The organism is Leifsonia sp. NPDC058248, from assembly GCF_042881905.1.
Classification (GTDB): Bacteria; Actinomycetota; Actinomycetes; order Actinomycetales; family Microbacteriaceae; genus Leifsonia.
Window position 1 is genome coordinate 316,120 of record NZ_JBHVXB010000002.1, and the last position, 25,057, is coordinate 341,176.

26 protein-coding genes and 1 tRNA gene are annotated in these 25,057 nt (G+C 69.2%); 12 read left to right on the forward strand and 15 right to left on the reverse strand.

Annotation, left to right across the window (positions count from 1 at the left end):
* Positions 1-20: 20 nt before the first annotated feature.
* Both ACFVV5_RS04665 and polA read right to left on the reverse strand, forming a co-directional pair.
* A complete protein-coding gene (locus tag ACFVV5_RS04665; RefSeq protein WP_387239672.1) occupies positions 21-1,694 on the reverse strand; it encodes a DUF885 domain-containing protein in 1,674 nt (557 codons plus the stop codon).
* A gap of 81 nt (positions 1,695-1,775) precedes the next feature.
* Positions 1,776-4,448 carry a DNA polymerase I gene (gene polA, locus ACFVV5_RS04670; RefSeq protein WP_387239675.1) on the reverse strand — a complete coding sequence of 891 codons (2,673 nt, stop codon included), beginning with the start codon at positions 4,446-4,448 and terminating at the stop codon, positions 1,776-1,778.
* 66 nt (positions 4,449-4,514) lie between these two features.
* Here polA and ACFVV5_RS04675 point away from each other — a divergent pair, with 66 nt between their 5' ends.
* The gene (locus ACFVV5_RS04675) at positions 4,515-4,919 is read left to right on the forward strand and encodes a hotdog fold thioesterase (protein WP_387239678.1); all 405 of its coding nucleotides are present in this window, start codon (positions 4,515-4,517) and stop codon (positions 4,917-4,919) included.
* Between the two features lie 37 nt (positions 4,920-4,956).
* On the opposite strand, the gene ACFVV5_RS04680 is transcribed toward ACFVV5_RS04675, so the two are convergent.
* Positions 4,957-5,562: an ANTAR domain-containing response regulator gene (locus tag ACFVV5_RS04680; RefSeq protein WP_387239681.1), complete on the reverse strand. Its 606-nt coding sequence runs from the start codon at positions 5,560-5,562 to the stop codon at positions 4,957-4,959.
* Positions 5,563-5,600: 38 nt separating this feature from the next.
* Between ACFVV5_RS04680 and ACFVV5_RS04685 the strand changes: the two genes are divergently transcribed.
* Positions 5,601-5,683 (forward strand) — tRNA-Leu (locus ACFVV5_RS04685).
* 54 nt (positions 5,684-5,737) lie between these two features.
* Here ACFVV5_RS04685 and ACFVV5_RS04690 read toward each other — a convergent pair.
* The 4 genes from ACFVV5_RS04690 to ACFVV5_RS04705 form a co-directional block, all read right to left on the reverse strand.
* Positions 5,738-7,069: a dihydrolipoyl dehydrogenase family protein gene (locus tag ACFVV5_RS04690; protein ID WP_387239684.1), complete on the reverse strand. Its 1,332-nt coding sequence runs from the start codon at positions 7,067-7,069 to the stop codon at positions 5,738-5,740.
* A gap of 12 nt (positions 7,070-7,081) precedes the next feature.
* On the reverse strand, positions 7,082-7,234 hold the full coding sequence (locus ACFVV5_RS04695) for a hypothetical protein (RefSeq protein WP_387239687.1): 153 nt from the start codon (positions 7,232-7,234) through the stop codon (positions 7,082-7,084).
* Positions 7,235-7,313: 79 nt separating this feature from the next.
* On the reverse strand, positions 7,314-7,757 hold the full coding sequence (locus ACFVV5_RS04700; protein WP_387239690.1) for a VOC family protein: 444 nt from the start codon (positions 7,755-7,757) through the stop codon (positions 7,314-7,316).
* Positions 7,758-7,948: 191 nt separating this feature from the next.
* Complete coding sequence (locus tag ACFVV5_RS04705; RefSeq protein WP_387239693.1) at positions 7,949-8,260, reverse strand: putative quinol monooxygenase; 312 nt, start codon at positions 8,258-8,260, stop codon at positions 7,949-7,951.
* A gap of 177 nt (positions 8,261-8,437) precedes the next feature.
* On the opposite strand from ACFVV5_RS04705, the gene ACFVV5_RS04710 reads away from it, so the two are divergent.
* A complete protein-coding gene (locus ACFVV5_RS04710; RefSeq protein ID WP_387239696.1) occupies positions 8,438-10,123 on the forward strand; it encodes an HAD family acid phosphatase in 1,686 nt (561 codons plus the stop codon).
* Between the two features lie 46 nt (positions 10,124-10,169).
* Here the strand turns inward: ACFVV5_RS04710 and ACFVV5_RS04715 are convergent, their stop codons facing one another.
* Together ACFVV5_RS04715 and ACFVV5_RS04720 are read right to left on the reverse strand one after the other, a co-directional pair.
* Positions 10,170-10,574 (reverse strand): DUF6855 family protein, encoded by a 405-nt coding sequence (locus ACFVV5_RS04715; protein ID WP_387239698.1) that lies wholly within the window; start codon positions 10,572-10,574, stop codon positions 10,170-10,172.
* A gap of 39 nt (positions 10,575-10,613) precedes the next feature.
* The gene (locus ACFVV5_RS04720) at positions 10,614-11,114 is read right to left on the reverse strand and encodes an FBP domain-containing protein (protein ID WP_387239701.1); all 501 of its coding nucleotides are present in this window, start codon (positions 11,112-11,114) and stop codon (positions 10,614-10,616) included.
* A gap of 69 nt (positions 11,115-11,183) precedes the next feature.
* Here ACFVV5_RS04720 and trxA point away from each other — a divergent pair, with 69 nt between their 5' ends.
* Entirely contained in the window at positions 11,184-11,507 is a 324-nt protein-coding gene (gene trxA / locus ACFVV5_RS04725) for a thioredoxin (RefSeq protein WP_387239704.1), read from the forward strand.
* 36 nt (positions 11,508-11,543) lie between these two features.
* Here the strand turns inward: trxA and ACFVV5_RS04730 are convergent, their stop codons facing one another.
* On the reverse strand, positions 11,544-12,353 hold the full coding sequence (locus ACFVV5_RS04730; RefSeq protein ID WP_387239707.1) for an MBL fold metallo-hydrolase: 810 nt from the start codon (positions 12,351-12,353) through the stop codon (positions 11,544-11,546).
* A gap of 108 nt (positions 12,354-12,461) precedes the next feature.
* Here ACFVV5_RS04730 and ACFVV5_RS04735 point away from each other — a divergent pair, with 108 nt between their 5' ends.
* From ACFVV5_RS04735 to ACFVV5_RS04745, 3 genes are all read left to right on the forward strand, one after another.
* Positions 12,462-13,262 (forward strand): alpha/beta hydrolase, encoded by an 801-nt coding sequence (locus ACFVV5_RS04735; RefSeq protein ID WP_387239710.1) that lies wholly within the window; start codon positions 12,462-12,464, stop codon positions 13,260-13,262.
* 83 nt (positions 13,263-13,345) lie between these two features.
* Positions 13,346-14,368 carry an LLM class flavin-dependent oxidoreductase gene (locus ACFVV5_RS04740; protein ID WP_387239713.1) on the forward strand — a complete coding sequence of 341 codons (1,023 nt, stop codon included), beginning with the start codon at positions 13,346-13,348 and terminating at the stop codon, positions 14,366-14,368.
* A gap of 136 nt (positions 14,369-14,504) precedes the next feature.
* Positions 14,505-15,440: a hypothetical protein gene (locus ACFVV5_RS04745; RefSeq protein WP_387239716.1), complete on the forward strand. Its 936-nt coding sequence runs from the start codon at positions 14,505-14,507 to the stop codon at positions 15,438-15,440.
* Positions 15,441-15,446: 6 nt separating this feature from the next.
* Here the strand turns inward: ACFVV5_RS04745 and ACFVV5_RS04750 are convergent, their stop codons facing one another.
* The gene (locus ACFVV5_RS04750; protein WP_387239719.1) at positions 15,447-15,923 is read right to left on the reverse strand and encodes a VOC family protein; all 477 of its coding nucleotides are present in this window, start codon (positions 15,921-15,923) and stop codon (positions 15,447-15,449) included.
* A gap of 84 nt (positions 15,924-16,007) precedes the next feature.
* Here ACFVV5_RS04750 and ACFVV5_RS04755 point away from each other — a divergent pair, with 84 nt between their 5' ends.
* Both ACFVV5_RS04755 and ACFVV5_RS04760 read left to right on the forward strand, forming a co-directional pair.
* Complete coding sequence (locus ACFVV5_RS04755) at positions 16,008-16,784, forward strand: SGNH/GDSL hydrolase family protein (protein WP_387239722.1); 777 nt, start codon at positions 16,008-16,010, stop codon at positions 16,782-16,784.
* Between the two features lie 24 nt (positions 16,785-16,808).
* Entirely contained in the window at positions 16,809-17,189 is a 381-nt protein-coding gene (locus ACFVV5_RS04760) for a VOC family protein (RefSeq protein ID WP_387239725.1), read from the forward strand.
* Positions 17,190-17,203: 14 nt separating this feature from the next.
* Here the strand turns inward: ACFVV5_RS04760 and ACFVV5_RS04765 are convergent, their stop codons facing one another.
* A complete protein-coding gene (locus ACFVV5_RS04765) occupies positions 17,204-19,636 on the reverse strand; it encodes a phosphoketolase (RefSeq protein WP_387239728.1) in 2,433 nt (810 codons plus the stop codon).
* Positions 19,637-19,692: 56 nt separating this feature from the next.
* Between ACFVV5_RS04765 and ACFVV5_RS04770 the strand changes: the two genes are divergently transcribed.
* Genes ACFVV5_RS04770 through ACFVV5_RS04780 form a run of 3 tightly spaced genes read left to right on the forward strand, consistent with a single transcriptional unit; the run spans position 19,693 to position 22,052 of the window.
* Positions 19,693-20,541, forward strand: coding sequence for an alpha/beta fold hydrolase (locus ACFVV5_RS04770; protein ID WP_387239731.1), 849 nt, complete (start codon positions 19,693-19,695; stop codon positions 20,539-20,541).
* A gap of 9 nt (positions 20,542-20,550) precedes the next feature.
* On the forward strand, positions 20,551-21,135 hold the full coding sequence (locus ACFVV5_RS04775; RefSeq protein ID WP_387239734.1) for a GNAT family N-acetyltransferase: 585 nt from the start codon (positions 20,551-20,553) through the stop codon (positions 21,133-21,135).
* 17 nt (positions 21,136-21,152) lie between these two features.
* Positions 21,153-22,052 (forward strand): DMT family transporter, encoded by a 900-nt coding sequence (locus ACFVV5_RS04780; protein ID WP_387239737.1) that lies wholly within the window; start codon positions 21,153-21,155, stop codon positions 22,050-22,052.
* A gap of 56 nt (positions 22,053-22,108) precedes the next feature.
* On the opposite strand, the gene ACFVV5_RS04785 is transcribed toward ACFVV5_RS04780, so the two are convergent.
* The 3 genes from ACFVV5_RS04785 to ACFVV5_RS04795 are packed head-to-tail and all read right to left on the reverse strand — an operon-like array spanning position 22,109 to position 24,982.
* Positions 22,109-23,002: an ABC transporter permease gene (locus ACFVV5_RS04785; RefSeq protein WP_387239740.1), complete on the reverse strand. Its 894-nt coding sequence runs from the start codon at positions 23,000-23,002 to the stop codon at positions 22,109-22,111.
* On the reverse strand, positions 22,989-23,933 hold the full coding sequence (locus tag ACFVV5_RS04790) for an ABC transporter ATP-binding protein (protein ID WP_387239743.1): 945 nt from the start codon (positions 23,931-23,933) through the stop codon (positions 22,989-22,991). The genes ACFVV5_RS04785 and ACFVV5_RS04790 overlap by 14 nt, the downstream gene beginning before the upstream one ends.
* Positions 23,930-24,982, reverse strand: a complete 1,053-nt coding sequence (locus ACFVV5_RS04795; protein WP_387239746.1) for an outer membrane lipoprotein carrier protein LolA — start codon at positions 24,980-24,982, stop codon at positions 23,930-23,932. The genes ACFVV5_RS04790 and ACFVV5_RS04795 overlap by 4 nt, the downstream gene beginning before the upstream one ends.
* Positions 24,983-25,057: the final 75 nt, after the last annotated feature.

The following is a 25,057-nucleotide window of genomic DNA, read 5'->3' on the forward strand; positions in this document are numbered from 1 at the left end:
GACCGACCGTCCGTCCGCGCTCAGTCGAGCAGGGCCGATTTGAGGGTGTCGAGGCCGACACCGCCGATGTCGAGCGCCTTCTTGTGGAAGGCCTTGATGTCGAAGTCGGTGCCCTCTCGACGCGCGTACTCGTCGCGCAGCTGCTCCCAGATGCGCTGCCCGATCTTGTACGACGGGGCCTGTCCCGGCCAGCCGAGGTAGCGGTTCACCTCGAAGCGCACGAAGCCCTCGTTCATGTTGACGTTCTCGCCGAGGAACTGGAAGGCGTACTCGCCGGTCCAGGGTCCGGAGCCGTCCGGCAGCTGCTTCTCGAGGTGCACACCGATGTCGAGCACGACGCGGGCGGCGCGCATGCGCTGCCCGTCGAGCATCCCGAGGCGGTCGGCCGGGTCGTCGAGATAGCCGAGCTGCTCCATGAGCCGCTCCGCGTAGAGCGCCCAGCCCTCGGCGTGGCCGGACGTGCCGGCGATGCGCCGCCACGAGTTGAGCTGCGCCTTGTTGTAGGTGGCCTGCGCGATCTGCAGGTGGTGCCCGGGAACGCCCTCGTGGTAGACCGTGGTCAGCTCGCGCCAGGTGTCGAACTCGGTGACGCCTTCGGGGACGCTCCACCACATGCGGCCTGCACGCGAGAAGTCGTCGCTCGGGCCGGTGTAGTAGATGCCGCCCTCTTGGGTGGGAGCGATCATGCATTCCAGACGGCGGATCTCGGCGGGGATGTCGAAGTGCGACTTGCCGAGCTCTTCGATGGCGCGGTCGCTGGTCTCCTGCATCCAGCGCTGCAGCGCAGCGGTGCCGTGGAGCTTGCGGCTGGCGTCACCGTCGAGGAACTCGATCGCCTCGCGCACGGTCGCGCCCGGCTTGATCTCGCGCGCGATCGACTCCTGCTCGGCGACCATGCGCGCGAGTTCTTCGATGCCCCACTCGTAGGTCTCGTCGAGGTCGACCGTGGCTCCGAGGAAATCGCGGGACGCGAGCGAGTAGAGCTCGCGGCCGACGGCGTCTTTCTCGGGAGCGTGCTGCGCCAGCTCGTTCTGGAGGAAGCCGGCGAGCGTGGCGTAGGCCGCTGCCGCCTCCTGGGCGCCGGCGGCGAGATCGGCGGAGAGGGATGCAGGCAGTTCGCCGTCGGCGGCCGTGGCGCTGCCTGTGAACTCGAAGAAGAAGCCGGTGCCGGCCACCTGCTTGTTCGCCTGCGCGAGCACCTCGCGCACCTGACGGATGGCGGGCACGTTGCCGGATGCGATGCCGCTGCGCAGCGTCTCGATGTAGCCGTCCATCGCGGCCGGCAGGTTGTGCAGGCGCTTGGCCACGTTGGACCAGTCTTCTTCGGTGTCGGTGGGCACCAGGTCGAAGATGTCGCGGAGCTCCTGGGCCGGGGAGGCGATCACATTGAGGTCGCGCTGGCTGAAACCGGCGTCGTGCTTCTCGACGTGCAGCTGCAGGTCGCGCGCGAGGTCCATCTTGGTGACGCGGTCGATGTCGTCGACCGGCTCGGCCGCCTCGATCTTCGCTAGCGCCTCTTTCACTTTCGCGACCGCGCGCTCTGCGCCGGCGGGCGAGTAGTCGGCGTATTCGCCTTCGCGCCCCGGCCGGCCGAGCCACACGTGGAACTCCGGGTACAACTCCAGTTGGGTGTCGACCCACTCGTCAGCGATCGTGTCGATCGGAGTGGGCTCTCGCTTCTCTGCGTTCGTCATACTTCGACCTTATTGGGCCGCGCCCCGGGCATGCCATGCCCGATGCGCGGCCGTGCACAACTCGGCCTGTGGATGACGGGGTCAGTGCGCGGCGGCGTCCCAGTTCTCGCCGCGGCCGATCTGCACGTCGAGCGGGACCCGGAGGTCGGCGGCACCGGCCATGCGACTCCGGACGATGGCCTCGAGCGCGTCCCACTCCCCCGCTGCGACCTCGAAGATCAGTTCGTCGTGCACCTGCAGGAGCATCCGGGACGACAGCCGCTGATCGATCAGGTCGCCCGCGATGCCGAGCATGGCGATCTTCATGATGTCGGCGGCCGACCCTTGGATCGGCGCGTTGAGGGCGGCACGTTCCGCGTTGTCGCGCAGCACACGATTGGTGCTGGTGAGGTCGGCGAACGGGCGACGGCGGCCGAAGATCGTCTCGGTGTAGCCGTCGACGCGTGCCTGTTCGACCACATTGCGCAGGTAATCGCGCACGGCTCCGAACCGCTCGAAGTAGTCGCTCATCAGCTGGCGCGCCTCGGCGGTCTCGATGCGCAGCTGCTTCGACAGCCCGAAGGCGCTCAGGCCGTAGGCGAGGCCGTAGGACATCGCCTTGACCTTGGACCGCATCGCCGAGGTGACGTCGTCCGGTGAGACACTGAAGATACGCGCGCCCACGAAGCGGTGCAGGTCTTCACCGGCGTTGAACGCCTCGATCAGGCCCGGGTCTTCGGAGAGGTGCGCCATGATGCGCATCTCGATCTGCGAATAGTCGGCGGTGAGCAGGGTCTCGAACTCCGCCCCGCTGCGGATCGCGGAGCGGATCTCGCGACCCTCCTCGGTGCGGACCGGGATGTTCTGCAGGTTCGGGTCGTTCGACGAGATGCGGCCCGTGCTCGTGCCCGTCTGGTCGTAGGTGGTGTGGACCCGGCCGTCGGATTCGACCGCGCGCTCCAGGGTCTCGACGATCTGCTTGAGCTTGGACGCGTCGCGGTGTTGCAGGAGCAGCCCGAGGAAGGGGTGGGGGTTCTTCTCCTGGAGGTCGGCGAGCGAGGCGGCGTCGGTGGAGAAGCCGGTCTTCGTCGCGCGCGTCTTCGGCATCTGCAACTCGTCGAAGAGCACTTGCTGCAGTTGCTTCGGGGAGCCGAGGTTCACCTCGTGGCCGATCTCCGCGTAGGCGCGCGCGGCGTAGTCGTTGGCCTTGTCGGTGAGCTCGCCGCGGAGCCGGGCGAGCACCTCGGGGTCGATCGTGACGCCGCTCAGCTCCATCTCGGAGAGCACTGCGACCAGCGGCAGCTCGATCTTGTCGAGCACCTGCCGGGTGCCTTCGTCGAGTGCGAGCATCTGCCCCTCGGCGACTCGCCGGATGTACCAGGCCTCGGTGGCGGGGCTGACCGCGTCGTTCAGCGGCACGAGCTGATTGGGGTCGGAGACCGGGAGCGTCTCTTCCAGCACCTCGTAGACCTGCTCTGCGAGGGACTGCGGAGCGGCGCCCGGCCGCATCAGCCACGACGCGATGCGCGTGTCGAAGGCGAGCCCGTCGACGATGAGGCCGACGCGGCTGAGCGCCTTGAACTGCGGCTTGGCGTGGAAGAAATACTTGGGCGCGCTGCTCGCGAGCCACTGCTCGAGAGGGAGGTAGTCCATCCGGCCGGGCGCCCAGGGCACGTACACCGTGTCTGCTGCGGCGGCGAGCCCGAACCCGGTGATGCCGGCCGGCCCGAACTCGACCTGCACGCCGATCGCCTCATCGTCGGCCGATGCCTTGGTCAGCCAGTTGCCGAGTTCTTCGTCGACCATGGTGCGAACGGGCGGGATGCTCAGAGCGCCTGTCTCGATTCGCTCGCTGAGGCTGACCGCCCCGTCGAGGTACCCCTCGTCGGCCGACGTCTTGAGAAGCCGGTCGAGGAGGGTCTTGAACTGGAGCCGGGCGAAGATGTCGCGAACAGCGTCTTCGTTGATCGCACGCCGCTCGAGGTCGGCCGGACGGACGGGCAGCTCCACGTCGGTGAGGAGCTTGTTGAGGCGGCGGTTCCGGAGCGCCTTCTCCTTCTGGTCGCGCAGGTTCTGGCCGACGACGCCCTTGATCTCGTCTGCGTGGGCGATGATCTCGTCGACGCTGCCGTACTGCTGCACCCATTTGACGGCGGTCTTCTCGCCCACCTTGTCGATGCCGACCAAGTTGTCGCTGGTCTCGCCGACCAGCGCGGCGATCTCGGGGTACTGGTGGGGCTCGATGCCGTAACGCTCCCGAACGGCATCCGTGTCGTACACCTTGAGCTCGGAGACTCCGCGGACATTCGGGTAGAGCAGCGTGACGTCGTCGTTGACGAGCTGGATCGTGTCGCGGTCGCCGGAGACGACGAGCACACGGTAGCCGTCTTCGGCCCCCTGGGTGGCGAGCGTCGCCAGGATGTCGTCGGCCTCGTAGTCCTCCTTCGTGACCGTCGTGATGTTCATCGCGTGCAGCGCCTCTTCGAGCAGAGGGATCTGCCCGACGAACTCCGACGGGGTCTCGCCGCGGGTCCCCTTGTACTCGGGATACTCCCGCGTGCGGAACGAGTACCGCGAGATGTCGAAGGCCACCGCGATGTGGGTGGGGTTCTGCTGGGTGAGCAGGTTGATCAGCATCGCGATGAAGCCGTGGATCGCGTTCGTGTGCTGCCCGTCACGGTTGACGAAACTGTCAACCGGGAGCGCGTAGAAGGCCCGGAATGCCAGTGAATGGCCGTCGATGATGAGAAGGGTAGGCTTTTCGGAGTCTGACACCAGGCAAGCCTACAAGGCACCTGTGACACAGAATCGCCCCCGCCGACGAAGGTGAGAAGGACCCGGATGACCGAGGATGCGCTCGCATACATCAACCAGAGAGGCCTCGGCCGCCTGGCCGACAAGATGGGGATCGAGATGCTCGAATTCACCATCGATCGAGCCGTCGCCCGGATGCCCGTGGAGGGCAACACGCAGCCGGCCGACCTCCTGCACGGTGGCGCCTACGTCGTGCTCGGGGAGTCGCTCGGATCGATGTCGGCCAACCTCCACGCGGGCCCGGATCGTCTCGCGGTCGGCATCGAGATCAACGCGACGCACACCCGTTCCGCGACGAGCGGCTATGTGACCGGCGTCTGCACGCCCATCCACCTCGGCCGCACGCTGACGACGCACGAGATCGCGATCAGCGACGAGCAGGGACGACGCTGCTCGACCATCCGGATCACGAACCTCATCAAGGATCTGTGATCGCGTCCCCCGCGGCGGGGCCGCTGCGCGGAGAGCGCTACTTCTTGGCCGCGAGCTGCTCGATGATCGCCTGAGCGACATCGTGCATAGTGAGGCGGCGATCCATCGACGCCTTCTGGATCCAGCGGAACGCCTCCGGCTCGCTGAGCCCCATCTTCTCGTTGAGCAGGCCCTTGGCCCGGTCGACGAGCTTGCGGGTCTCGAAGCGCTCGACCATGTCGGACACCTCGGCCTCGAGCGCGATGATCTGCGCGTAGCGCGCGAGGGCGATCTCGATGGCGGGCAGGAGGTCGTTGGGCGTGAACGGCTTGACGACGTAGGCGAGGGCGCCGGCCTCGGTGGCGCGCTCCACGAGCTCCTTCTGGCTGAACGCCGTGAGGAGGACGACCGGGGCGATGTGGCCCTTGGAGAGGCGTTCGGCCGCGGAGATGCCGTCGAGCTGAGGCATCTTGACGTCCATGATGACCAGGTCGGGACGCAGCTCCGTGGCGAGCGCGACGGCCGTCTCGCCGTCTCCGGCCTCCCCGACGACCTCGAATCCGTTGTCACGGAGGATCTCGACGATGTCGAGCCGGATCAGGGATTCGTCTTCCGCGACGACGACGCGTCGCGGGGCTGTTGAGGTTGCTTCCTGGTCAGTCACGGGTAAAAGCCTACGGTATTCTTTCTGTGTTGTTGTGCGCCGGTGTGGCGGAATGGCAGACGCGGAGCACTCAAAATGCTTTGTCCGAAAGGGCGTGTGGGTTCGAGTCCCACCACCGGCACTTCACCTGGGCCACGCGCGCGGTCCCCACGACTCGGACCGCGCGCGTAGGCGCTCAGCTCTCAGCGATCGCCAGGCGAAGCGACTTGAGCGCGGCGACATAGATCTCCGAAAAGGTCGGAAACGGCTGGATGGTGTCGTACAGGATCGCCAGCGGCACATGGGCGCGGATGGCCAGCGTCGCCAGCTGGAGCCACTCGCCGGCCTCCGGACCGAGCGCGTAGGCGCCGGTCAACCGCTCCCCGTCGCTCAGGATGGTCAGGAAGCCGTTGGACTCGGCGTAGGCGTGCGTGTACGTGGCCGTCTTGGCCACCTCGGAGACCAGCGCGGTGGCGCTGAAGCGGTCGTCGCCGACGCCGACGGATGCGGCTTGCGGGTCGGTGTAGACGACATCCGGAACCGCCTCGTAGTTCGCGGGACGGGGCCGGCCGAGGATATTGGCGGCGACCACGTCGCCTTGGTACTTGCCGACGTGCGTGAGCAGTCGCACCCCGGTGACGTCGCCGACGGCCCAGACGCCCTCGGCCACGCGCAGATGGTCGTCGATCGGGACCCCCCGAGGATTCGCCTCGACGCCGATCGTCTCCAACCCGATTCCCGCCACGCGCGGGTGCCGGCCCGTCGCAACCAGCAGACGGTCTCCGCGCACCTCCCGGCCGTCGTCGAGCTCCAGCACGTAGTCGTCCCCGTCGCGTCGGGCGGCGGTGGCGTGGACGTCGAGGACGAGCTCGATGCCGTCCGCTCGGAGAGCCTCGCCCAGCCCCTCGCCCAACGGCGCGGGCTCATGGGGCAGCAAGTGGGCGGCGCCGCCGACGAGGATCACCTCGCCGCCCAGGCGGTGGACGGCCTGGGCCATCTCCGTCCCGACCGGCCCGCCTCCCAGCACGATCAGCCGTCGCGGGACGGCCTTCATCCCAGTCACCTCCCGGTTGGTCCAGACCCCGTCCAGTCCGGCCAGGCCAGGGAGAGGCGGCATCGACGGGTCGGAGCCGGTCGCCAGGACGATGTTCGCCGCGGTGTGACGCACCCCGTCGACGTCGACGACCCCGGGTCCGGCCAGCTTGCCGGTGCCCCGCAGCAGGTCGATCCCCTTCGAGTCGAGCCACTTCGCCGCTCCCGCATCGGAGTAGTCGGAGACCATGAAGTCGCGCCACGCGAGCGCCGCCTCCACATCGACCTCGGCGGTCGCCCCGATGTCGCGAGCCTCCTTCACCGCCTCGCCGGGACGGAGGAGCGACTTGGACGGGATGCACGCCCAATAGGAGCACTCACCGCCCACCAGTTCGCGCTCGACGAGGGCGACGCGAAGTCCTCCGTCGGACAGCTCCCCCGCACAGTGCTCGCCGGGCGCGCCGGCGCCGACGACGATGACGTCGTAGTCTCCCATCCGCCCGTCCCCTCAGTCGTTCTGCGCGTCCACCATGAACTGGGCGTACCAGTCCGGCCAGTCCGGATCGGCCTCGCCGGTCTCCTCCTCGTGACGGCCGTGGGCCGCAGCGGCTCGGCGCAGGGCTTCGGCCAGTTCGGGCACGGATTCGTAGGTGGTTGCCATCGCGGTTTCCTCGGTTCTGTGTGTTGGGAGGTCGATCGTCAGCGACGCGGAGAGCGACGCCGGCGCGGCAGCCGGTCCGTCAGCGGCCGGGAAGTCGCGTCGTGATCTCCTGCAGGTACCATTCGTTGCCGTCCGGGTCGCTGAACGAGGCGAACGAGCCGTAGCTCTGGCGGTCCGGCGCCGGTCCCGGAGCGCGTGACTCGTGGCCCGCGTGGTGGAAGACGCCGCCGGCGTCGTGGAACACCTCGCTGACGTCGACGCCGCGACCGGTCAGCTCGGCTCGCGCCGCCTCGATGTCCTCGACGACGAGCTGAAGCCCGTCGTACGTGCCCGGAGGGGACGAGGTGAGACCGCTGCCGAAGATGATCGAGCACGCCGATCCCGGAGGCGTCAGCTGCACGACGCGGAAGCCGTCCGCTCCCTGGAAGTCGGCGTCGAGCCGCCACCCGAGCGATTCGTAGAAGACCTTCGCCCGATCGACGTCGGCCACCGGCAGAATCACCACCTCGAGCTTCATGTCCATGGATCGCGTGTCCTCTCGCATCGGATGCCCACAAGCGCAATCGGCACGAGTCTCCTCGTGGACCACAGGCGAGTCAAGCGGATGCTCACCGCTCGCGCCTCCCTGCGAGATCCGGGGTGGTCGACCAGTTCGGCCGCGTGCACGGGCGCTGGCTTCGGGCGTCGGCTTCGGGCGCCCGGGCGGGCGCGATGCTACTGGATGGTGCCCTTGCGCGGGTCGCCGATCGGCACGTTCTCGGTGACGAGGACCTCCGCCGGACCCTCCAGGTGGCCCGCGTTCAGACGGTTCAGCTCGGCGATGGCGGCTCCCTCGGAGTGCGCCTGCAGGTCGGCGAGCTCCGTCCATCGCTCGACGACGACCACGCGTTTGCCGTCGGTGTGCACGGCGTAGAGCTCGCAGCCCTTCTCCTCGTGGACGAGCGGCGAGGCCGCGCCGAACGCGTCGAGCACGTTCTGCGTGTGACCGTCGAGCGGGGTGAGTGTGGCGACGACGATGACCGGCATGGGGCTCTCCTCTGCGAGCGGAACGGCGAGCCTCCAGCCTTGCGTCACCCGCGCCGTCACGTCAACCTGCCCGGATGCGCGGCCCGGCCGGGTCTGGCGCCCGACGGACCTCGTCGCTAAAGTTCACGGAGGCCCCCATCCGGGGGCGTTCAGCGATGAACGGAACGGTGAGACTCCATGACCACTCGACTCGACTCCCCGCGGCACACCGGCCCCGGCCGCCGCCTTCTCGGCGGAACCGCCGCCGCGATCGCGCTCGCACTCGGGCTCAGCCTCGTCGGAGCATCCGGCGCCCAGGCCTGGGATCCGGGACACGGTAACGGCCCCGGCCACGGCAGCTCCCAGGCGCTCGCACCGCACACCCAGTTCTCGATGGCGCCCGACGGGTCGAGCGGTGCCACCGTCGGCGGCGAGAGCATCCCGAACATCGACTCGGTGAAGAAGACCATCGCCACCTACTACGGCGACCCGGGCACCGGCATCGCGAACAAGACGAGCTCGCCCTACATCTCGGAGCTGGCGTCGATCGTGTCGCTCGAGACCGCGAAGCTGAACGCCCTCTACCTCGACGCGAAGCGGCACGGCAAGAAGCCGGCCATCGTGTTCGACGCCGACGACACCACGCTGTGGACGTACGACATGGAAGTCGCCGACATGCACTTCACGTTCAATCCCGCCGAACAGGACGTCTGGGTGCAGGACCAGCGGTTCCCCGCCACGCCCGGCATGGTCGCGTTCGTGAACAAGGCCGCGGCGATGGGCTTCGCCGTGTTCGGGCTCACCGGACGCAACGACAACCAGAAGGCGGCCACCCTCGGCAACCTCGCGAAGGTCGGCTACACACCCTTCAACGACCAGAACTTCTACACGAAGTGGACCGGCGTCGGCGCGTCCCAGCAGCCGTCGTACATCACCTGCGTCACGGCCAAGTGCACCACCGTCGAGTACAAGGCTCTGACCCGCAAGCACATCGAGAGCCTCGGCTATGACATCGCCCTCAACGTCGGCGACCAGTGGTCCGACCTGCAGGGCGGCTATGCCGACCGCGCGCTCAAGCTCCCGAACCCGACCTACTACCTGCCGTCCGCGAACCTGCCCGGCGTGAACGAGCCGCGGCTCACCCCGCGCACGCATTTCACGATGGCACCGGATGGCTCCAGCGGTGCGACCGTCGGCGGTGAGGGCATCCCGAACATCGACTCGGTGAAGTCGACGATCTACACCTACTACGGCGACCCGGGCACCGGCATCGCGAACAAGACCGACTCCCCGTACATCCGGGAACTGCGGGCCCTCGTGCAGCGCCAGCTCCCGGCCGTGGCCGCGGCGTGCTTCGTCGGCAAGAAGTTGCACACGAACCCGGCGATCGTCCTCGACGCCGACGACACCACGCTCTGGACGTACGACATGGAAGTCGCCGACATGCACTTCACGTTCAATCCCGCCGAACAGGACGTCTGGGTGCAGGCTCAGCGGTTCCCCGCCACGCCCTCGATGGTGAGCCTCGCCACGGTCGCCCAGAAGTCCGGATGCACGATCGTGGGCCTCACCGGGCGCAACGACGACCAGAAGGCGGCCACGCTCGGCAACCTCGCCAAGGTGGGCTACTCCGGCTTCACCGCGGCGAACTATTACACCAAGTGGACGGGCATCGGCGCCTCGCAGCAGCCGTCGTACATCACCTGCGCCGCCGCGAAGTGCACCACGATCGAGTACAAGTCGCAGACGCGCGCGCACGTGGAGTCGGCCGGCGGCGGCCACTACGACATCGTGGCGAACTTCGGCGACCAGTTCAGCGACCTGATCGGCGGCTCGGCGGATCGTACGATCAAGCTGCCGAACCCGACGTACTACCTGCCGTAGCGGTTCCGGCCGGCCTACCGCTCACTGCCGCGGGCCGGCCGGATGCTCACCCGATCGAACGCACCCGGTTGTTCCGCGCGTCGTGGGTGAGCTCGACCAGCCCGAGCTCCTCGAGCAGCGGCGGGAGGTACATCCCGAACCGTCCGCGGTAGCCCTTGCGGAGCCCGTACCAGCCGCCCACCGGGTTGGACTCGTCGCGCCCCCAGGCCTCGACCGTGCCGGACGCGGCCGGCTTCTGCTCGTCCGCCGCGCCGAGTGGAACCCAGTCGCCCTGCTCCCGCAGCCAGGCCGCGAGGTCGTCGATCGCACTCAGGTGGTACTTCAGGATGGTCGGGCCGACCTGGCAGACCAGCGCGGGAGGGTCTCCGGCCTCGTCGCGCCACATCGAGTACTCCGAGGAGCCGGGAGCCGTCTTGAGCATCCACGGGTCGTCTTTCGTGCCTTCGGCCATGTCGGCCTCCTTCGACGAACGGATGCTATGAGTATGCGGCTAGATCCGCGCGCCCACCACTGTGGCCGCGAAACGCCGGGCCCGCTCCGCGAGGCCGGAGATGCGGTCGGCGATCACCGCGTCGGCGTCGAATCCGACATACGAGGGCGGCGGCGTGCGGCGGACGTTCTCGCAGCATTCGAAACCGCCGCAGAGCAGGGTTCCCACGGTGTCGCCGTTGCGGCCGGCCTGACCGGCGCGCTTCGCCACATAGAGGTACACGTCGTGGGTGAGGTGGACGTCTTGACACCAGCCGCACATCGTCGGCGCGTGCGATCGCATCGACGCGTCGGACGCTCGGAGCACGATGCCGACCGGCCCGTTCTCGGTGGGCACCACGACGAAGCCGCGCTGCGGGAGGCGCGGGTCGTTCCAGCCCAGATACTCGCGACGCGACCAGTCCACCTCGTGCAGTCCCGGCGGCATGGGCAGTTGTTCCGCTTCGGTGCGCGAGCAGTTGACGAACGCGTCGCGGATCTCCTGCTGGGAAAGGATGTCCATCGATTTTCCTCCTCCTCCATGCTGTCACAGCTTGACCCTGCCCCCGGGGTCACGGTCTAACCTCGCCGCATGACACATCTCTCAGCCGTCACCGATGCCACCTTCGACGAGACGGTCCTCTCCGCCCCCCGCACCACGATCGTCGAGTTCTGGGCCCCCTGGTGCGGGCCCTGCCGGGCTCTGACACCCATTCTGGAACAGCTCGCCGAGGAGCACGCCGACACGCTCGACATCGTCAAGATCAACGCCGACGACAACCTGCGGACCGCGATGGAGTACAAGGCCATGGCCCTGCCGGTGATGAAGGTGTTCCAGGGCGGGCAGGTCGTCAAGACGATCGTGGGCGCCAAGCCCAAGCCGGCTCTGGAGTTCGAGCTCGCGCCCTACCTCTAGAGTCGATCCGCCCGCCGGGCGGCCTCCCGGCCGGCCTCAGGTGAGGTGGTCGTACGCGCCGGTGACCCAGCCGATGTAGCGGTCGGCCGACCGCAGCACCGCTCCGCGGGCATCCTGCAGCACCGAGTTGCCCAGGTTGCCGTAGAGCCGCTCGAACGGTCGCGCGCACACCGCGTCGGCCACCCGCCGCACCACCGCGCCCGACAGCGGGATGTCGTTCGGGTAGCTGCGCATGAACGTCACCCACCGGCCCGACGGGCCCGGGAACACCGTGTCGCCGGCGAGCACCACTCCTTCCGCCCAGTGCACGATCGCGCTGCCGGGAAAATGGCCCCCGATCGTGCGCAGCGTCACCCCGGGCAGCACCTCCAGCTCGCCCGACCAGGTCCGGATGCACGGCTCATCCCGCTGCACCCAGGCCCGGTCGGGCTCCGACACGAGGACAGGGACGTCCCCGAACATCCGGGACCATGCGGTCTGAGCGCCGAACATGTGCGGGTGGCTGGTGGCGATCACCGAGACGCCCCCGAGTTCGCGAACGGCAGCAGCGGCCGCCTCGTCGACGTAGCCGGTCGGGTCCCAGAGCAGGTTGCCCTCCGTGGTGCGCAGCAGCATGCTCTGCTGGCCGATGCCGACCTTCGGCTGCGAGCGCAGCGCGTAGAGGTCGGGCTCCAGTTCGGACACGGCGATCCGCTCGCCGGCGCTCTCGAGCTCCAGCAGCGACGTCCAGACCTGGCCGCCGGGAGGCACGTACTGTCGCTCGTCCTCGCAGATCGGGCAGGTGCCGGGATGCTCGTCCCCGGACGGATACTCAACGGCGCACGTCGCGCACAACCAGTCGGCCATTCACCAGACCATACCGTTCGCCCCATTGCCGTGCCCAGACCCTGGGCATAGCCTGGGCACGCAGCACGGTGGTCTCTTCCCTCTGACGTTCCTCGAAAGGTGCGAGCAATGGCGAATCAACCAGTGATCTTCATCCACGGACTGTGGTTGCATGCGGTGAGTTGGCAACCGTGGGTCGAACGCTTCCAGGCGGAAGGCTTCGACCCGGTCGCGCCGAACTGGCCCGGTGAGCACGACACCGTCGCCGAAACGCGTGAGCACGCAGACGACGTCGCGAACAAGAGCATCGACGACGTGACCGAGCACTACGCGAAGATCATCGACGCCATGGACACTCCGCCCGTCATCATCGGGCACTCGTTCGGCGGCCTCATCGCCGAGAAGCTCCTCGGCCAGGGCTACGGCAACTGCGCCGTCGCGATCGACCCCGCCCAGATCAAGGGAGTGCTCCCGCTGCCCCTGGCCCAGCTCCGGTCGTCGCTCCCCGCTCTCAAGAACCCCGCGAACATCAGCAAGCCGATCGCCCTCACCTTCGAGGAGTTCACGTTCGGGTTCGCCAACGCGCTCGACGAGGACGAGGCACGCCGGCTCTACGACGAGTACACGATCCCGTCGACGGTGCGCCCGCTCTTCCAGGCCGCTGCGGCCAACTTCGCGCTGCACTCGCAGGCGAAGGTCGACACCGGCAACGAGGACCGCGGACCGCTCCTGCTGGTCTCCGGCACAGCCGACCACACGGTCCCGGATGTCGTGACCGACGCCACGATGAAGCAGTACCGGGACTCCACGGCGGTCACCGAGCTGATCAAGTTCCACGGCCGAGGGCACTCCCTCGCCATCGACCACGGCTGGAACGACGTCGCGACCGAGGTCCTCGTCTGGCTGAGCCAGCAGCATGTCATGGACTGAAGGGCCCGTCGTCGGGAGTCGGCAGTGAGCGCGACTGCCGCCGGTGACGGAATACCTGCGGCGCGACCGCGCTTGGCCTCATCGTGAAACGCATCGGATTTCTCTCCTTCGGCCACTGGCAGCCGATCCCCGGCTCGGTGGCGAGAACCGCCGACGACGCGCTCCTGCAGACCATCGACCTCGCGGTGGCGGCGGAGGAGCTCGGGATCGACGGCGCGTTCGTGCGCGTGCATCATTTCGCCCGGCAACTCTCGTCGCCGTTCCCCCTCCTCGCCGCCATGGGCGCGCGAACCAGCCGCATCGAGCTCGGCACCGGCGTGATCGACATGCGCTATGAGAACCCCCTCTACATGGCCGAGGAGGCCGCCTCCGCCGACCTGATCAGCGGTGGCCGGCTGCAGCTCGGCGTCAGCCGCGGATCTCCCGAGACGGCGCTGAAGGGCTACGAGTCGTTCGGCTATGTGCCGGATGAGGGCGAAACGGATGCCGACATGGCCCGGCAGCACACGGCCCTGTTCCGTGCGGCGATCGACGGCGCTGCCGTCGCGGTCGCGAACCCGCAGATGACGGGGACCACCGGCGGCCTGGCGGTCCAGCCGCAGTCGCCGGGCCTGCCCGACCGCATCTGGTGGGGATCCGGGACCCGCGCGACGGCTGTGTGGACCGCCGAACAGGGAATGAACCTGATGAGCTCCACTCTGCTCACCGAAGACACCGGGGTGCCGTTCGGCGACCTGCAGGCCGAGCAGATCGCCCTCTACCGGGCGGCGTGGAAGGAGGCCGGCTGGGAGCGCGAGCCGCGCGTCTCGGTGAGCCGCAGCATCCTGCCGATCGTCTCGGACCTCGACCGGAAGTACTTCGGAGCGTCGGCGCTCGGCGAGCGCACCGACCAGATCGGCCACCTCGACGGCGGGATCGCGCGTTTCGGCAAGACCTACGCCGGCGAGCCCGAGCAGCTCGTCGAGGAGCTCCGCGACGATGCCGCCGTGCGCGAGGCGGACACCGTCCTCGTTACGGTCCCCAATCAGCTCGGCGTCGACTACAACGCCCACCTGCTCGAGACGATCGTCACGCAACTCGCCCCGGCCCTCGGCTGGCGGGACTGACGACGGCCCGCGAAGGTGGGGTACAGACCCGAGGTCCGCTCCCTGGCGCCGCTGGGCCGCGACCTGACAGACTGAGCGGGCTGCACACCCGAACCCGCAGCGCAGTCGTTGCCAGCGCGGTTGAAAAGGGTGTGCCATGTCAGCAGTCGGGTTCGGGTCCGCACTCGCCGGCGCGATCGCCGCGATGATCGTCGTGGCGGGAGCATCCGGAGTCACCGCCAGCCCGGCCGCGGCCGTGCAGAACTCCCTCGAAGGGTCGGCTCCATCGGCCGTCACCAGCCTGTGGGCATGGGGCAACCCGATCGACCCGGCGACGGACGCCCGCGGACTCGGCCAGCCCCAGTTCGAGCCCGCCGCCCTCGTCTCGTTCGCGCGGGCGCACGGACTGCACTCGGTGTACCTCTCGGTTCCGTGGGCGGCGAACCAGGGTGCGTTCGCCGCCTGGCTGCCGTCGGCCGTGCAGGCTCTCCACCACGCGGGCATCTCGGTCTCCGCACTCGGGGGCGACTCCGCCTGGGCGAGTCAGCCGTCGCTCGCAGCCCAATGGGTGACGGATGCCCTTGCCACGGCCCCGTTCGACGCGTTCCAGTTCGACGTGGAGCCCTGGGCAGGCATCCCGGACCCCGACCTCACGGTGATCGTGCCGCAGTACACGGCAATGCTCGAAGCGGCGAAGGCCGTCGCCGGAGACACCCCGATCGGCGCGGATCTGCCGTGGTGGCTGGCGGCGAAGCCGGTCGGGAGCGGAACCGCGTTCGACGCGATCCTCCCCCACGTGCAGAGCGTCGCGATCGTGGCGTTCTCCGACCATGCCGGCGGACCCGACGGGATCATCGCACTCGCGCAGCCCGCCGCCGATGCCGCTGCGGCCGCGTCGGTGCCGTTCACGATCGGAGTCGAGACCGACACCCCGGCCGTCGCCGGCGGCGCGCAGTACACCTTCTTCGACGACGGTCCTACGGCGCTCGAGACTCAGGCCGCCCTTGTCCGCTCGCACTTCGCGTCCGTCGCGGCCTATCGCGGCGTCACGGTCGAGCACCTCCTCGCCTGGCAGGCGCTCCTCGCCCGTTGACGGGCGTCAGACTCCGTCGGCGGCAGCCTGGAGGGCGCCGATGTCGAGCTTGCCCATCGAGAGCATCGCCTCGGTCGCGCGCTTGGCGCGGGCCGGGTCCGGGTCTCCGAGCAGTTGCGTGAGCGACGTCGGCACGATCTGCCACGACAGACCCCAGCGATCCTTCAGCCAGCCACACTGGCCCGGCTCGCCGCCGTCCGCTGTGAGCGCGTTCCACAACCGGTCGATCTCCTCCTGGTCGTCGACGTTGACGTAGAACGACACCGCCTCGGTGAAGGGGAACAGCGGACCGCCGTTGAGCGCGCCGAACTCCAGACCGTCGAGCTCGAACCGCACGCTCGTGACTCCGGCCGACGGCCCCGGTGCGTCGTCGGCGAACCGCATCACCTCCAGGATGCGCGAGTTCGGGAACAGGGACACGTAGAACTCGGCCGCCTGTTCGGCCTGGTCGTCGAACCACAGGAAAGGTGAGATCCGCTGCATTGCGTTTGCTCCTTGCGAGTCAGATGAATCGTTCGGTGGTGCGAGTGGCACCCATGCTACGCGCGGTCCGGGTAGCGTAGCCGTGTGTTCACGAGTTACATCGCCATCGGCGACAGTTTCACCGAAGGAGTCGGAGACGAGCTTCCCGACGGTCGCGCACGAGGCTGGGCCGACTTCGTCGCCCTCGGTCTCGCAGCAGCCACGCCCGAGCCGGTGCGCTACGCCAACCTCGCCATCCGGGGCCGCAAGCTCGCGCCGCTGATCGCCGAGCAGCTGCAGCCCGCCATCGACCAGCGACCGCAGCTGGTCAGCCTGAACGGCGGCGGCAACGACATCATGCGGCCGAAGATCTCGATGCAGTCGGTGGTCCGGATGCTCGACGACGCGGCCACGCGCGTCACCGACGCCGGACTCCATATGCTGCTGCTGAGCGGGGCCAACCCGACAGCCCACCTGCCGATGGGCTCGGTCATGCGCCGCCGCGGAGACGAGCTGGACGCCGCCGTGCGCGCGCTGCTTCCTCGTGAGAACGTCACGTTCGTCGACAACTGGGCCGACGAGGGCCTGGGCGACTTCCGCTACTGGTCGGTCGACCGCCTGCACCTCAACCCGCTCGGCCACGCCCGCGTGGCGAGCAACGTGCTCACCGCCCTCGGCGTCCCCGTTCCCGGCGAGTGGGGCGTCGAGGAGGTCGCGGCCGCTCCGGCGGGCGAGAAGTCGCGCCGCACCGTCGACTACTACCGCAAGTACGTGCTCCCGTGGATCGGGCGCCGGCTCACCGGCCGCTCGTCCGGCGACGGCCGCACCGCCAAGATCGCGACCCTGACGGTCGTCGACCCGTCGGCCGCCGCACCCCTCTAACCGATCGACTCAGAAAGGGCCGCCATGAGGATCAACCTGACGAGCGTGCTCGTCGACGACCAGGAGCAGGCGCTGCGCTTCTACACCGAGGTGCTGGGCTTCGTGAAGAAGAACGACGTGGCGGTGGGCGAGTACCGCTGGCTGACCGTGGTGTCCCCGCAGGACCCGGACGGCACCGAACTGCTGCTCGAACCCAGCAGCCACCCGGCGGCGAAGCCCTTCCGGGACGCGCTCGTCGCCGATGGCATCCCGTACACCTCGTTCGGCGTCGACAACGTCGCGGCGGAGTACGAGCGGCTCCTCGGGCTCGGCGTGCGTTTCACCCAGCCGCCCGCCGCCATGGGTCCGGTGACCACCGCGATCCTCGACGACACCTGTGGCAACCTGATCCAGATCGCCCACTGAGGCCGGCCGGCGCCCTAGTCGTTGTCCCCGCCGGTCGTGTCGAACCGGGTGGTGCGGGTGCCATCGCCCCACCCCCACTCCGCCACCTCGGGGATGTCCTCTCCGTGATCGCGGGTGTACTGGCGCGCCTTCAGCCGCGCATCCTGCATCTCCTGACGAAGCGTGCCCTCCCGCGCCGCCAGCCCCGGCACCCGGTCGAGCACGTCGATCACCAGGTGGTAGCGGTCGAGGTCGTTCAACATGACCATGTCGAAGGGCGTGGTCGTGGTGCCTTCCTCCATGTAGCCGCGCACGTGCAGGTTGTCGTGACCGTTCCGGCGGTAGGTGAGCCGGTGGATCAGCCAGGGATAGCCGTGGTACGCGAAAACGACCGGCTTGTCGGTGGTGAAGATCGCGTCGTACTCGCGATCGTTCAGTCCGTGCGGATGCTCGCCTTCGGTCTGCATGCGCATCAGGTCCACCACGTTCACGACACGAACTTTCAGTGACGGGATGCGTTCCCGCAGGATCGACGCGGCGGCGAGCACTTCGAGAGTCGGCACGTCGCCGGCTGCCGCCAGCACCACATCCGGTTCTTCGCCTTCCACCTCGGTGCCGGCCCAGTCGAAGATGCCGATGCCGCGCGTGCAGTGCGCGATCGCCTCCTCCATCGTGAGCCAGTTGGGGGCGGGCTGCTTGCCGGCGACGACGACGTTCACATAGTCCACCGAGCGGAGGCAGTGGTCGTAGGTGGAGAGCAGGGTGTTCGCGTCGAACGGGAGGTACACCCGCACCACGTCGGCCTTCTTGTTGACCACGTGGTCGATGAACCCCGGGTCCTGGTGCGACGCGCCGTTGTGGTCCTGCCGCCAGACGTGCGAGCTGAGCAGATAGTTGAGCGAGGCGACCGGCCGCCGCCACGGGATGCCCCTCGACGTCTTCAGCCATTTAGCGTGCTGGTTGAACATCGAGTCGACGATATGGATGAACGCCTCGTACGAGTTCAGGACGCCGTGCCGTCCCGTCAGCAGGTAGCCTTCCAGCCAGCCCTGGCACTGGTGCTCGCTCAGCATCTCCATCACCCGGCCGCTCGGTGCCAGGTGGTTGTCGTCGTCGATGGGCCAGCGTTCCGCATTCCACTGCTTGTCCGTCACCTCGAACACCGCCTGCAGCCGGTTGGACGCGGTCTCGTCCGGCCCGAACAGCCGGAAGTCGCGGGGGTTGGCCACCATCACGTCCCGCAGCCACTCCCCGAGCACTTTCGTCGCCTCGGCGACCGTCTCGCCCGGCGACGGCACATCGACGGCGTAGTCCCGGAAATCGGGCAGCCGGAGGTCGCTGCGCAGCAGCCCGCCGTTGGCGACCGGGTTGGCGCTCATCCGCCGCTCCCCCCGCGGAGCGAGCGCGGTCACCAGCTCGACCGGTGCCCCGCTCTCGTCGAACAGCTCCTCCGGCCGGTAGGAGGCCAGCCAGCTCTCCAGCAGACGCGTGTGCGCCTCCGTGTCACGTGCATCCGCCAACGGCACCTGGTGCGAACGCCAGTTGTTCTCGGCCGGATGCCCGTCGATTTCCTTCGGGCAGGTCCAGCCCTTCGGCGTCCGCAAGATGAGCATCGGCCAGGCCGGTCGCTCGGTCAGCTCGCCGGCCGCCGCCGCCTTCTTGATGCCGGCGATCTGATCCAGGATGCTGTCCAGCGTCTCGGCCATGCGCTGATGCACGGCGCGCGGGTCCTCGCCGTCGAACCCGCCCGACACCAGGTAGGGCGTGTACCCGTAGCCGCGCATGAGCTCGAAGAGCTCGGTCTCCGGGATGCGCGCCAGGATCGTCGGGTTGGCGATCTTGTACCCGTTGAGATGCAGGATCGGCAGCACGACCCCATCCGTCACCGGGTCGAGGAACTTGTTCGAATGCCACGCCGTCGCCAGCGGACCCGTCTCGGCCTCCCCATCGCCGACGACCGCCGCCACCAGCAGGTTCGGATTGTCGAACGCGGCGCCGTAAGCGTGCGACAGAGAGTAGCCGAGCTCGCCCCCCTCATGGATGGACCCGGGCGTCTCCGGCGCCGCATGGCTCGGGATGCCACCGGGGAACGAGAACTGCCGGAAGAGCCTGCGCAGCCCGTCCACGGACTTGTCGATGGTGCTGTAGATCTCGCTGTACGTTCCATCGAGATAGGCGCTCGCCACCACCCCAGGTCCCCCGTGACCCGGACCGGCGATGAAGATCGTGTCCAGATCCCGCTCCTGGATCACCCGATTCAGGTGCGCGTAGATGAAGTTGAGCCCGGGCGTCGTACCCCAGTGACCGAGCAGGCGCGGCTTGATGTGATCGCGGCCGAGCGGTTCTCGCAGCAGCGGGTTGTCCAGCAGATAGATCTGGCCGACCGAGAGATAGTTGGCGGCACGCCACCAAGCATCCAGTCGGTCGAGTGTTTCGGGAGTCAGTCCGGTGGTCGTACGGGTGCTCATCGAGATCCTTCCGCTTTTTCGGCATCCTACGCGCGGGTCGGCTCCGAACACCGGGTATGCAGAGAACGTTCATCGAGACGCCACTCGGCCGGGTCGCGGTCCGGCACACCGCGCGCGAGTCGGGCACCGCGACCATCCTGCTGCACGGGGCGGCCGGATCGTGGACCACCTGGCGGCCCGCGATCGCCGCGGCGGAGGCGGGCGGCGTCGTCAGCGACCTCGTCGTGCCCGACCTGCCCGGCTGGGGCGACTCCCCCGTCGACGACCTGTCGACGCTCGACGCCGGTGCCCTCGCTGCGTCGGTCGCGACGGTCGCACGCGCCCTCGGCTACGACCGGTGGCAGGTGGTCGGCCATTCGCTCGGCGGCTTCATCGCCCTCGAACTCGCCGCGGCCGAGCCCGCGCGGACCGAGTCGGTGCTGCTGGTCTCGGCGACCACGCTCGGCGGCCGCGGGGACCGCCTCAGCCCGGGCGGCCGGCTGCTGCGCTATCCGTTGCTGGTGGGACTGCTTCAGGGCATCCGTTTCCTCCTGCTGCTCGGGCCGTTCGCCGCCCGCTTCGTGCGCGCGCTCGACCGCTGGGGCGTGCTGCCGGTGCTCGCTGCGCCGCTCTTCGCGCGGACCGATCGCGCGGCCGTCCACGAACTGGCGCACGATCTGCGACCGGGAGCGTTCGTACGGGCGATGCAGTGCGCGCAGGCGTACCCGGCACGCGAGCGCTGGTCGGGCATCCGGTGCCCTGTCGTCGCGCTGCACGGCGACCACGACGTGTTCGTGGGCCGTCACGACGACGTGCTGCTGGCCGCGATCGTGCCGCAGTACCGGGCGATCGCGGTGCCGGCCACCGGGCATTTCGGCCACGTCGAGCATCCGACCCTCCTGGCCGGGGCGCTGCGCGCCCGCTAAATTGTCCGTATGCCAGCAGACACGATCACCGTCGAACCGGTGCGCGACGAACTCTGGCCCGAGCTGCAGGCCGTGTTCGGGTACAAGGGCGACCCCTCCGGATGCTGGTGCCAGTGGTTCAAGCTCACCGGCACCCAGTACCGCGAGCTGTCCCGCGAACAGAAGGCCGTCCGGTTGCACGACTCCGTCGCCGCCGAGCCCGCTCCGGGCGTGATCGCCTGGCTCGACGGCGAACCGGTCGGCTGGGCGGCTGTCGAGCCGTTCTCGTCGTATCCCGGCCTCGCCCGCTCGCCCATCACCAAGCGACTCGCCGACGACCCGGCAGACCCGTGGGCGGTCACCTGCTTCGTCGTGCGCGAGGGCTACCGCAAGCGCGGGGTGGCGCACGCGCTGCTCGAAGGGGCCCTGGCGTACGCGCTCGGCCGCGGCGCCGACATCGTCGAAGGATATCCGGTGGACCCCGAGGTGCGGCCGGCGCTCACGAGTGCCGAACGCTTCCACGGCACGGTCTCGCTGTTCGGCTCGGCGGGTTTCCAGGTGGTGCGCCGACCCTCGGCCACCCGGGCGATCATGCGGTTCGAGGCGCCACGCTGACGCCCTAAGCTCGACGGGTGAGCTCCGAACCCGACCGCCCAGCCCGCCGTTCGCTCATCGGGGCGGGCACGCAGGTCGCGACCGAGGTCAGCATCAACTTCGGCTCGGCGATCGCGGGGTTGCTCATCCCGATCGTCGGCTCCGTGGTGGTCGTCGCCGTGCGACAGGTGATCACCGCCATCGCGGTTCTGCCGTTCTACCGGCCCAAGCGCGCGGAGCTGACCTGGCGCAGGCTCTGGCCGGCACTGGCTCTCGGCCTGGTGCTCGCCACGATGAACCTCAGCTTCTACGAAGCGGTCGGGCGGCTCGGCCTCGGCATCGCCGCCACCATCGAGTTCCTCGGCCCGTTCGCCCTCGCGCTGGTCGGCTCCCGCCGGCTGCTCGACGTGCTCTGCGCGGTCGTCGCGGCGGGCGGCGTCGTGCTGCTGACCGGCACGGAGGGCGCCATCGACCCGATCGGGGTGCTGCTCGCCCTCACCGCCGCGGCCTCGTGGGCGGCGTACATCCTGCTCACCCGACGTGTGGCGCTGCGGCTCCCCGGGCTCGAAGGGCTGAGCGTCGCGAGCGTGGTGGCCACGGTCATCCTGCTGCCGATCGCCCTGATCGTGGTCGACTACAGCCGTCTCGACTGGCGCGTGATCGGCCTGCTCGTGACCGCCGGCGTGCTGTCGTCGGCCATCCCGTACAGTCTCGACACGTTCATCCTGCGCCGCATCCCGCCCCGGCTCTATGCGATCATCACCAGCTTCGGACCGGTGATCGCGACGATCTTCGGCGTCCTGGTGCTGCACGAGCAGTTCAGCGGTGTGCAGCTCCTCGGCATCCTGATCGTGTGCGTGGCCGCGGGCGTCACGATCGCGACCCAGCGCGAGCATCCGAAGTCCGAGCTGGAGAGCACGGCCGAGGGCATCTCCTAGCCGTCGGCTCCGCAGGCACGACCCGGAGGGCGACCCGGATGCCCGGCCGACGCAGCCTACGAGAGGATGTCCTTCGTCGTGAACCGGCCGATCGCCAGCGCGCCGAACACGGCGACGTAGCCCAGCTGCAGCAGCGCGTTGCTGCCGAAGGAGTCCCACGAAATCGGCTGGCGCAGGATGTCGGCGAACCCCAGCCAGTAGTGGCTGAACAGCCACGGGTGCAGGGCGTCGAGCTGCGGGAGCTCGTCCAGCACCTGCGACACGACCGAGAGCACGATGGTCGCGGCCATGGCGCCGACCGGGACGTCGGTCAGCGTGGAGAGGAACAGCCCGATCGCGCACAGGCCGAGCAGCGAGACCGAGACGTAGGCCGCGATGATGAGCAGCCGCACGAAGGCGTCGCCCACGCTCACGACACTGCCCGACAGCAGGGTGACCGGCCCGACCGGGAACAGCACAGCGCCGATCGCCGAGCCGGCGATGATCACGACGATCGTCCCGACGACGCTGAACACGGCCGCGCCGACGTACTTCACGACGAGCAGCCGCACCCGCCCCGCGGGGGCGATCACCAGGTAGCGGAGAGTTCCGTGGCTGGCCTCGCCCGCAATCGTGTCCCCCGCGACGACGCCGATCGTCAGCGGCAGGAAGAGCGGGACGCACACCACCATCGCCGTGAAGCCCACGAAGAGGCCGTTCGCGGTGATCTGGTCGAGGAACGCCGGACCCCGGCCGGAGGGCGGACCGCCGCGCACCCGCACCGCCACAGCGATCAGGATGGGCACGGCGGCCAGGGCGGCCAGCATCGCCCAGATGCGCCAGCGACGGAACAGCACCCAGAGTTCCGACCAGAGCAGCGACCATCCCGCGGTCGGGCGCGCGCGATTGGCGAGCACGCCCGGGCCTGCGACCGACACCTCACCGCCCGGCGAGACCTCACTGCTCGACATCGAAGCCCTCCCCGGTGAGCGCGACGAATCGTTCCTCGAGCGTCGACGCGTGCACCGCGAAGCCGCGCACCCGGACGTCCGCCTCGACGAGCGCTGCCACCACGTCCTCGGGTGCGGGCGCCGGATCGGGCAACGGTCCGTCGACCGCTCCGTCGTCGGCGACGGCAGCGGCCACCCCGAGGCGTGCGAACACCCCGATCGCGGCTGCGGCATCCGGCGTCTCGACACGCACGCGCGGACCGCCGGCCTGACGAAGATCGTCGAGCGACCCCTGGGCGACCAGCCGACCCGTACGCATGATCGCGGCGTGCGTGCAGATCTGCTCGATCTCGGCCAGCAGGTGGCTGGACACGAACACCGTCGCACCGCCGTCGGCCAGAGACCGGATGAGCGAGCGGACTTCGCGGGTCCCCTGCGGGTCGAGCCCGTTAGTCGGTTCGTCGAGCACGAGCAGGTCGCGGTCGGTGAGCAGTGCGCCCGCGATGCCGAGCCGCTGCTTCATGCCGAGCGAGTACGTGCGCACGTTCCGGCCTGCCGCGTGCGAGAGTCCGACCCGGTCGAGCGCGGCCGCGACCCGAGCACGGCGGGTCGACGGCGGGGCGTAGCGGTCTGCGGTGTCCCGGCGCACCAGGTTGGCGGTTCCCGAGAGGTAGGGCGCGAACGCCGGCCCCTCAACGAGAGCTCCCACCCGGGGCAGCACCCGCGCGCCGCTGTCGGGCATCCGCTCGCCCAGCAGCCGGATGTCGCCGGCGGAGGCGCGCACCAACCCCAGCAGCATGCGGATCGTGGTGGTCTTGCCCGAGCCGTTCGGCCCGAGGAAGCCGAACACCGCTCCGCGAGGGACGTGCAGGTCGAGCCCGTCGACGACCGTGCGCGACCCGAACCTCTTGGAGAGGCCGCTCGTCGCTATCGCGGCGTCGGGCTCCGTCACTTCGCGGCGGCTGCTTCGAGCGCGGACACCGGGACCGCGCCGGCGAGGACTCGGCCGTCGTCGGTCAGGAGCACCGACATCAGCGACGTCGACAGCGCGCGCCCACCGGGAACGGCCGTGGTGAGCTGTCCATACAACGGCGACGACGTCACGGAGGCCGGCACGGTTCCGACCGGCACGGTGACGATGCTGCTCCAGCCGGTGCCGCTCACCACCGGCTTGGGATGTCCGGCTTCGGCGTGCGTGCGCTCGCCCTTCGCCGGCAGAGCCTGCTCGGTCACGGTAGCGCCTTTCGGCGGGGTGAAGGCGAAGACGTCGGCGGAGGGGGCCGACGGGTCGAAGGAGCTGAAGCCCACCTCGAAGGCGGTACTCTGCTGGCCGCGGGCGGCCACCTGCACACGAAGCGGAACGCCGGTCTGCCCGTCGACCGCGATCGACACCGAGCCGACGAGGGTCGCCGACGTGTTCGGCGTGAGCACGAGGTCGTAGGCGTCGCGTCCCGCGACTGTGGTGTTCGCGCCGAGGGTCACCGAGGTGCTCGGCTCGACGGAGGCCAGGAAGCGCTCGGCGAGCTGAGCGGGCGTCGTGGTGGTCGCATCCGGGGTGGTCTTCTCGGCCGTGCGGCTGGGGAGCGTCACGTGGGTGACCTTCTCGCCGGTCGACGTGTAGAGCCACACGTCTGCACCGTTGCGCACGACGTCGCGCTCGGCCAGTTGGTCGAGCACCTGCACGCGCACCTTCGACGGGCCGTCGGCGTAGACCTTGGCCGTGTGCGAGCCGGTGAGGAGATCGATCACGTTCGTGGCGTCGCTCTGCGAGCCGGGGCCGGAGCCGACGGTCGGCAGGGACGGGAGCCCGAGGTCGGAGCTCTGCTCGACGGTGCCGGAGAACGCACGGACATCGCTCGCGGCGACCAGCTTCAGCACATCGGCCGGCGTCTTCGACGGCAGATCGGCCGCACCCGCCGTGAGCGGCGCGATGAGGGCCCCGGCGGCGATGGCGGCCGGGATGACCGCGGCAGGCAGCCAGCGAACCCAGCGACGTTTCATGGCTTCGAGACTACGCCGCTCCCGCCCCGCTGCACCCGCGCGTTGCTGCGAACTCCGTGGGAAAGCACTCCCCCG

What these genes read in the sequence shown, in the direction of transcription:
- ACFVV5_RS04735 (WP_387239710.1), top strand. Translation starts at nt 12,462, where the DNA reads ATGGCGAATCAACCAGTGATCTTCATCCACGGACTGTGGTTGCATGCG.
- ACFVV5_RS04690 (WP_387239684.1), bottom strand. Translation starts at nt 7,069, where the DNA reads ATGGGAGACTACGACGTCATCGTCGTCGGCGCCGGCGCGCCCGGCGAG.
- ACFVV5_RS04760 (WP_387239725.1), top strand. Translation starts at nt 16,809, where the DNA reads ATGAGGATCAACCTGACGAGCGTGCTCGTCGACGACCAGGAGCAGGCG.
- ACFVV5_RS04750 (WP_387239719.1), bottom strand. Translation starts at nt 15,923, where the DNA reads ATGCAGCGGATCTCACCTTTCCTGTGGTTCGACGACCAGGCCGAACAG.
- ACFVV5_RS04785 (WP_387239740.1), bottom strand. Translation starts at nt 23,002, where the DNA reads ATGTCGAGCAGTGAGGTCTCGCCGGGCGGTGAGGTGTCGGTCGCAGGC.
- ACFVV5_RS04715 (WP_387239698.1), bottom strand. Translation starts at nt 10,574, where the DNA reads ATGGCCGAAGGCACGAAAGACGACCCGTGGATGCTCAAGACGGCTCCC.
- ACFVV5_RS04665 (WP_387239672.1), bottom strand. Translation starts at nt 1,694, where the DNA reads ATGACGAACGCAGAGAAGCGAGAGCCCACTCCGATCGACACGATCGCT.
- ACFVV5_RS04720 (WP_387239701.1), bottom strand. Translation starts at nt 11,114, where the DNA reads ATGGACATCCTTTCCCAGCAGGAGATCCGCGACGCGTTCGTCAACTGC.
- ACFVV5_RS04710 (WP_387239696.1), top strand. Translation starts at nt 8,438, where the DNA reads ATGACCACTCGACTCGACTCCCCGCGGCACACCGGCCCCGGCCGCCGC.
- ACFVV5_RS04775 (WP_387239734.1), top strand. Translation starts at nt 20,551, where the DNA reads ATGCCAGCAGACACGATCACCGTCGAACCGGTGCGCGACGAACTCTGG.
- ACFVV5_RS04770 (WP_387239731.1), top strand. Translation starts at nt 19,693, where the DNA reads ATGCAGAGAACGTTCATCGAGACGCCACTCGGCCGGGTCGCGGTCCGG.
- ACFVV5_RS04675 (WP_387239678.1), top strand. Translation starts at nt 4,515, where the DNA reads ATGACCGAGGATGCGCTCGCATACATCAACCAGAGAGGCCTCGGCCGC.
- ACFVV5_RS04745 (WP_387239716.1), top strand. Translation starts at nt 14,505, where the DNA reads ATGTCAGCAGTCGGGTTCGGGTCCGCACTCGCCGGCGCGATCGCCGCG.
- ACFVV5_RS04700 (WP_387239690.1), bottom strand. Translation starts at nt 7,757, where the DNA reads ATGGACATGAAGCTCGAGGTGGTGATTCTGCCGGTGGCCGACGTCGAT.
- ACFVV5_RS04795 (WP_387239746.1), bottom strand. Translation starts at nt 24,982, where the DNA reads ATGAAACGTCGCTGGGTTCGCTGGCTGCCTGCCGCGGTCATCCCGGCC.
- ACFVV5_RS04730 (WP_387239707.1), bottom strand. Translation starts at nt 12,353, where the DNA reads ATGGCCGACTGGTTGTGCGCGACGTGCGCCGTTGAGTATCCGTCCGGG.
- trxA (WP_387239704.1), top strand. Translation starts at nt 11,184, where the DNA reads ATGACACATCTCTCAGCCGTCACCGATGCCACCTTCGACGAGACGGTC.
- ACFVV5_RS04705 (WP_387239693.1), bottom strand. Translation starts at nt 8,260, where the DNA reads ATGCCGGTCATCGTCGTCGCCACACTCACCCCGCTCGACGGTCACACG.
- ACFVV5_RS04695 (WP_387239687.1), bottom strand. Translation starts at nt 7,234, where the DNA reads ATGGCAACCACCTACGAATCCGTGCCCGAACTGGCCGAAGCCCTGCGC.
- ACFVV5_RS04765 (WP_387239728.1), bottom strand. Translation starts at nt 19,636, where the DNA reads ATGAGCACCCGTACGACCACCGGACTGACTCCCGAAACACTCGACCGA.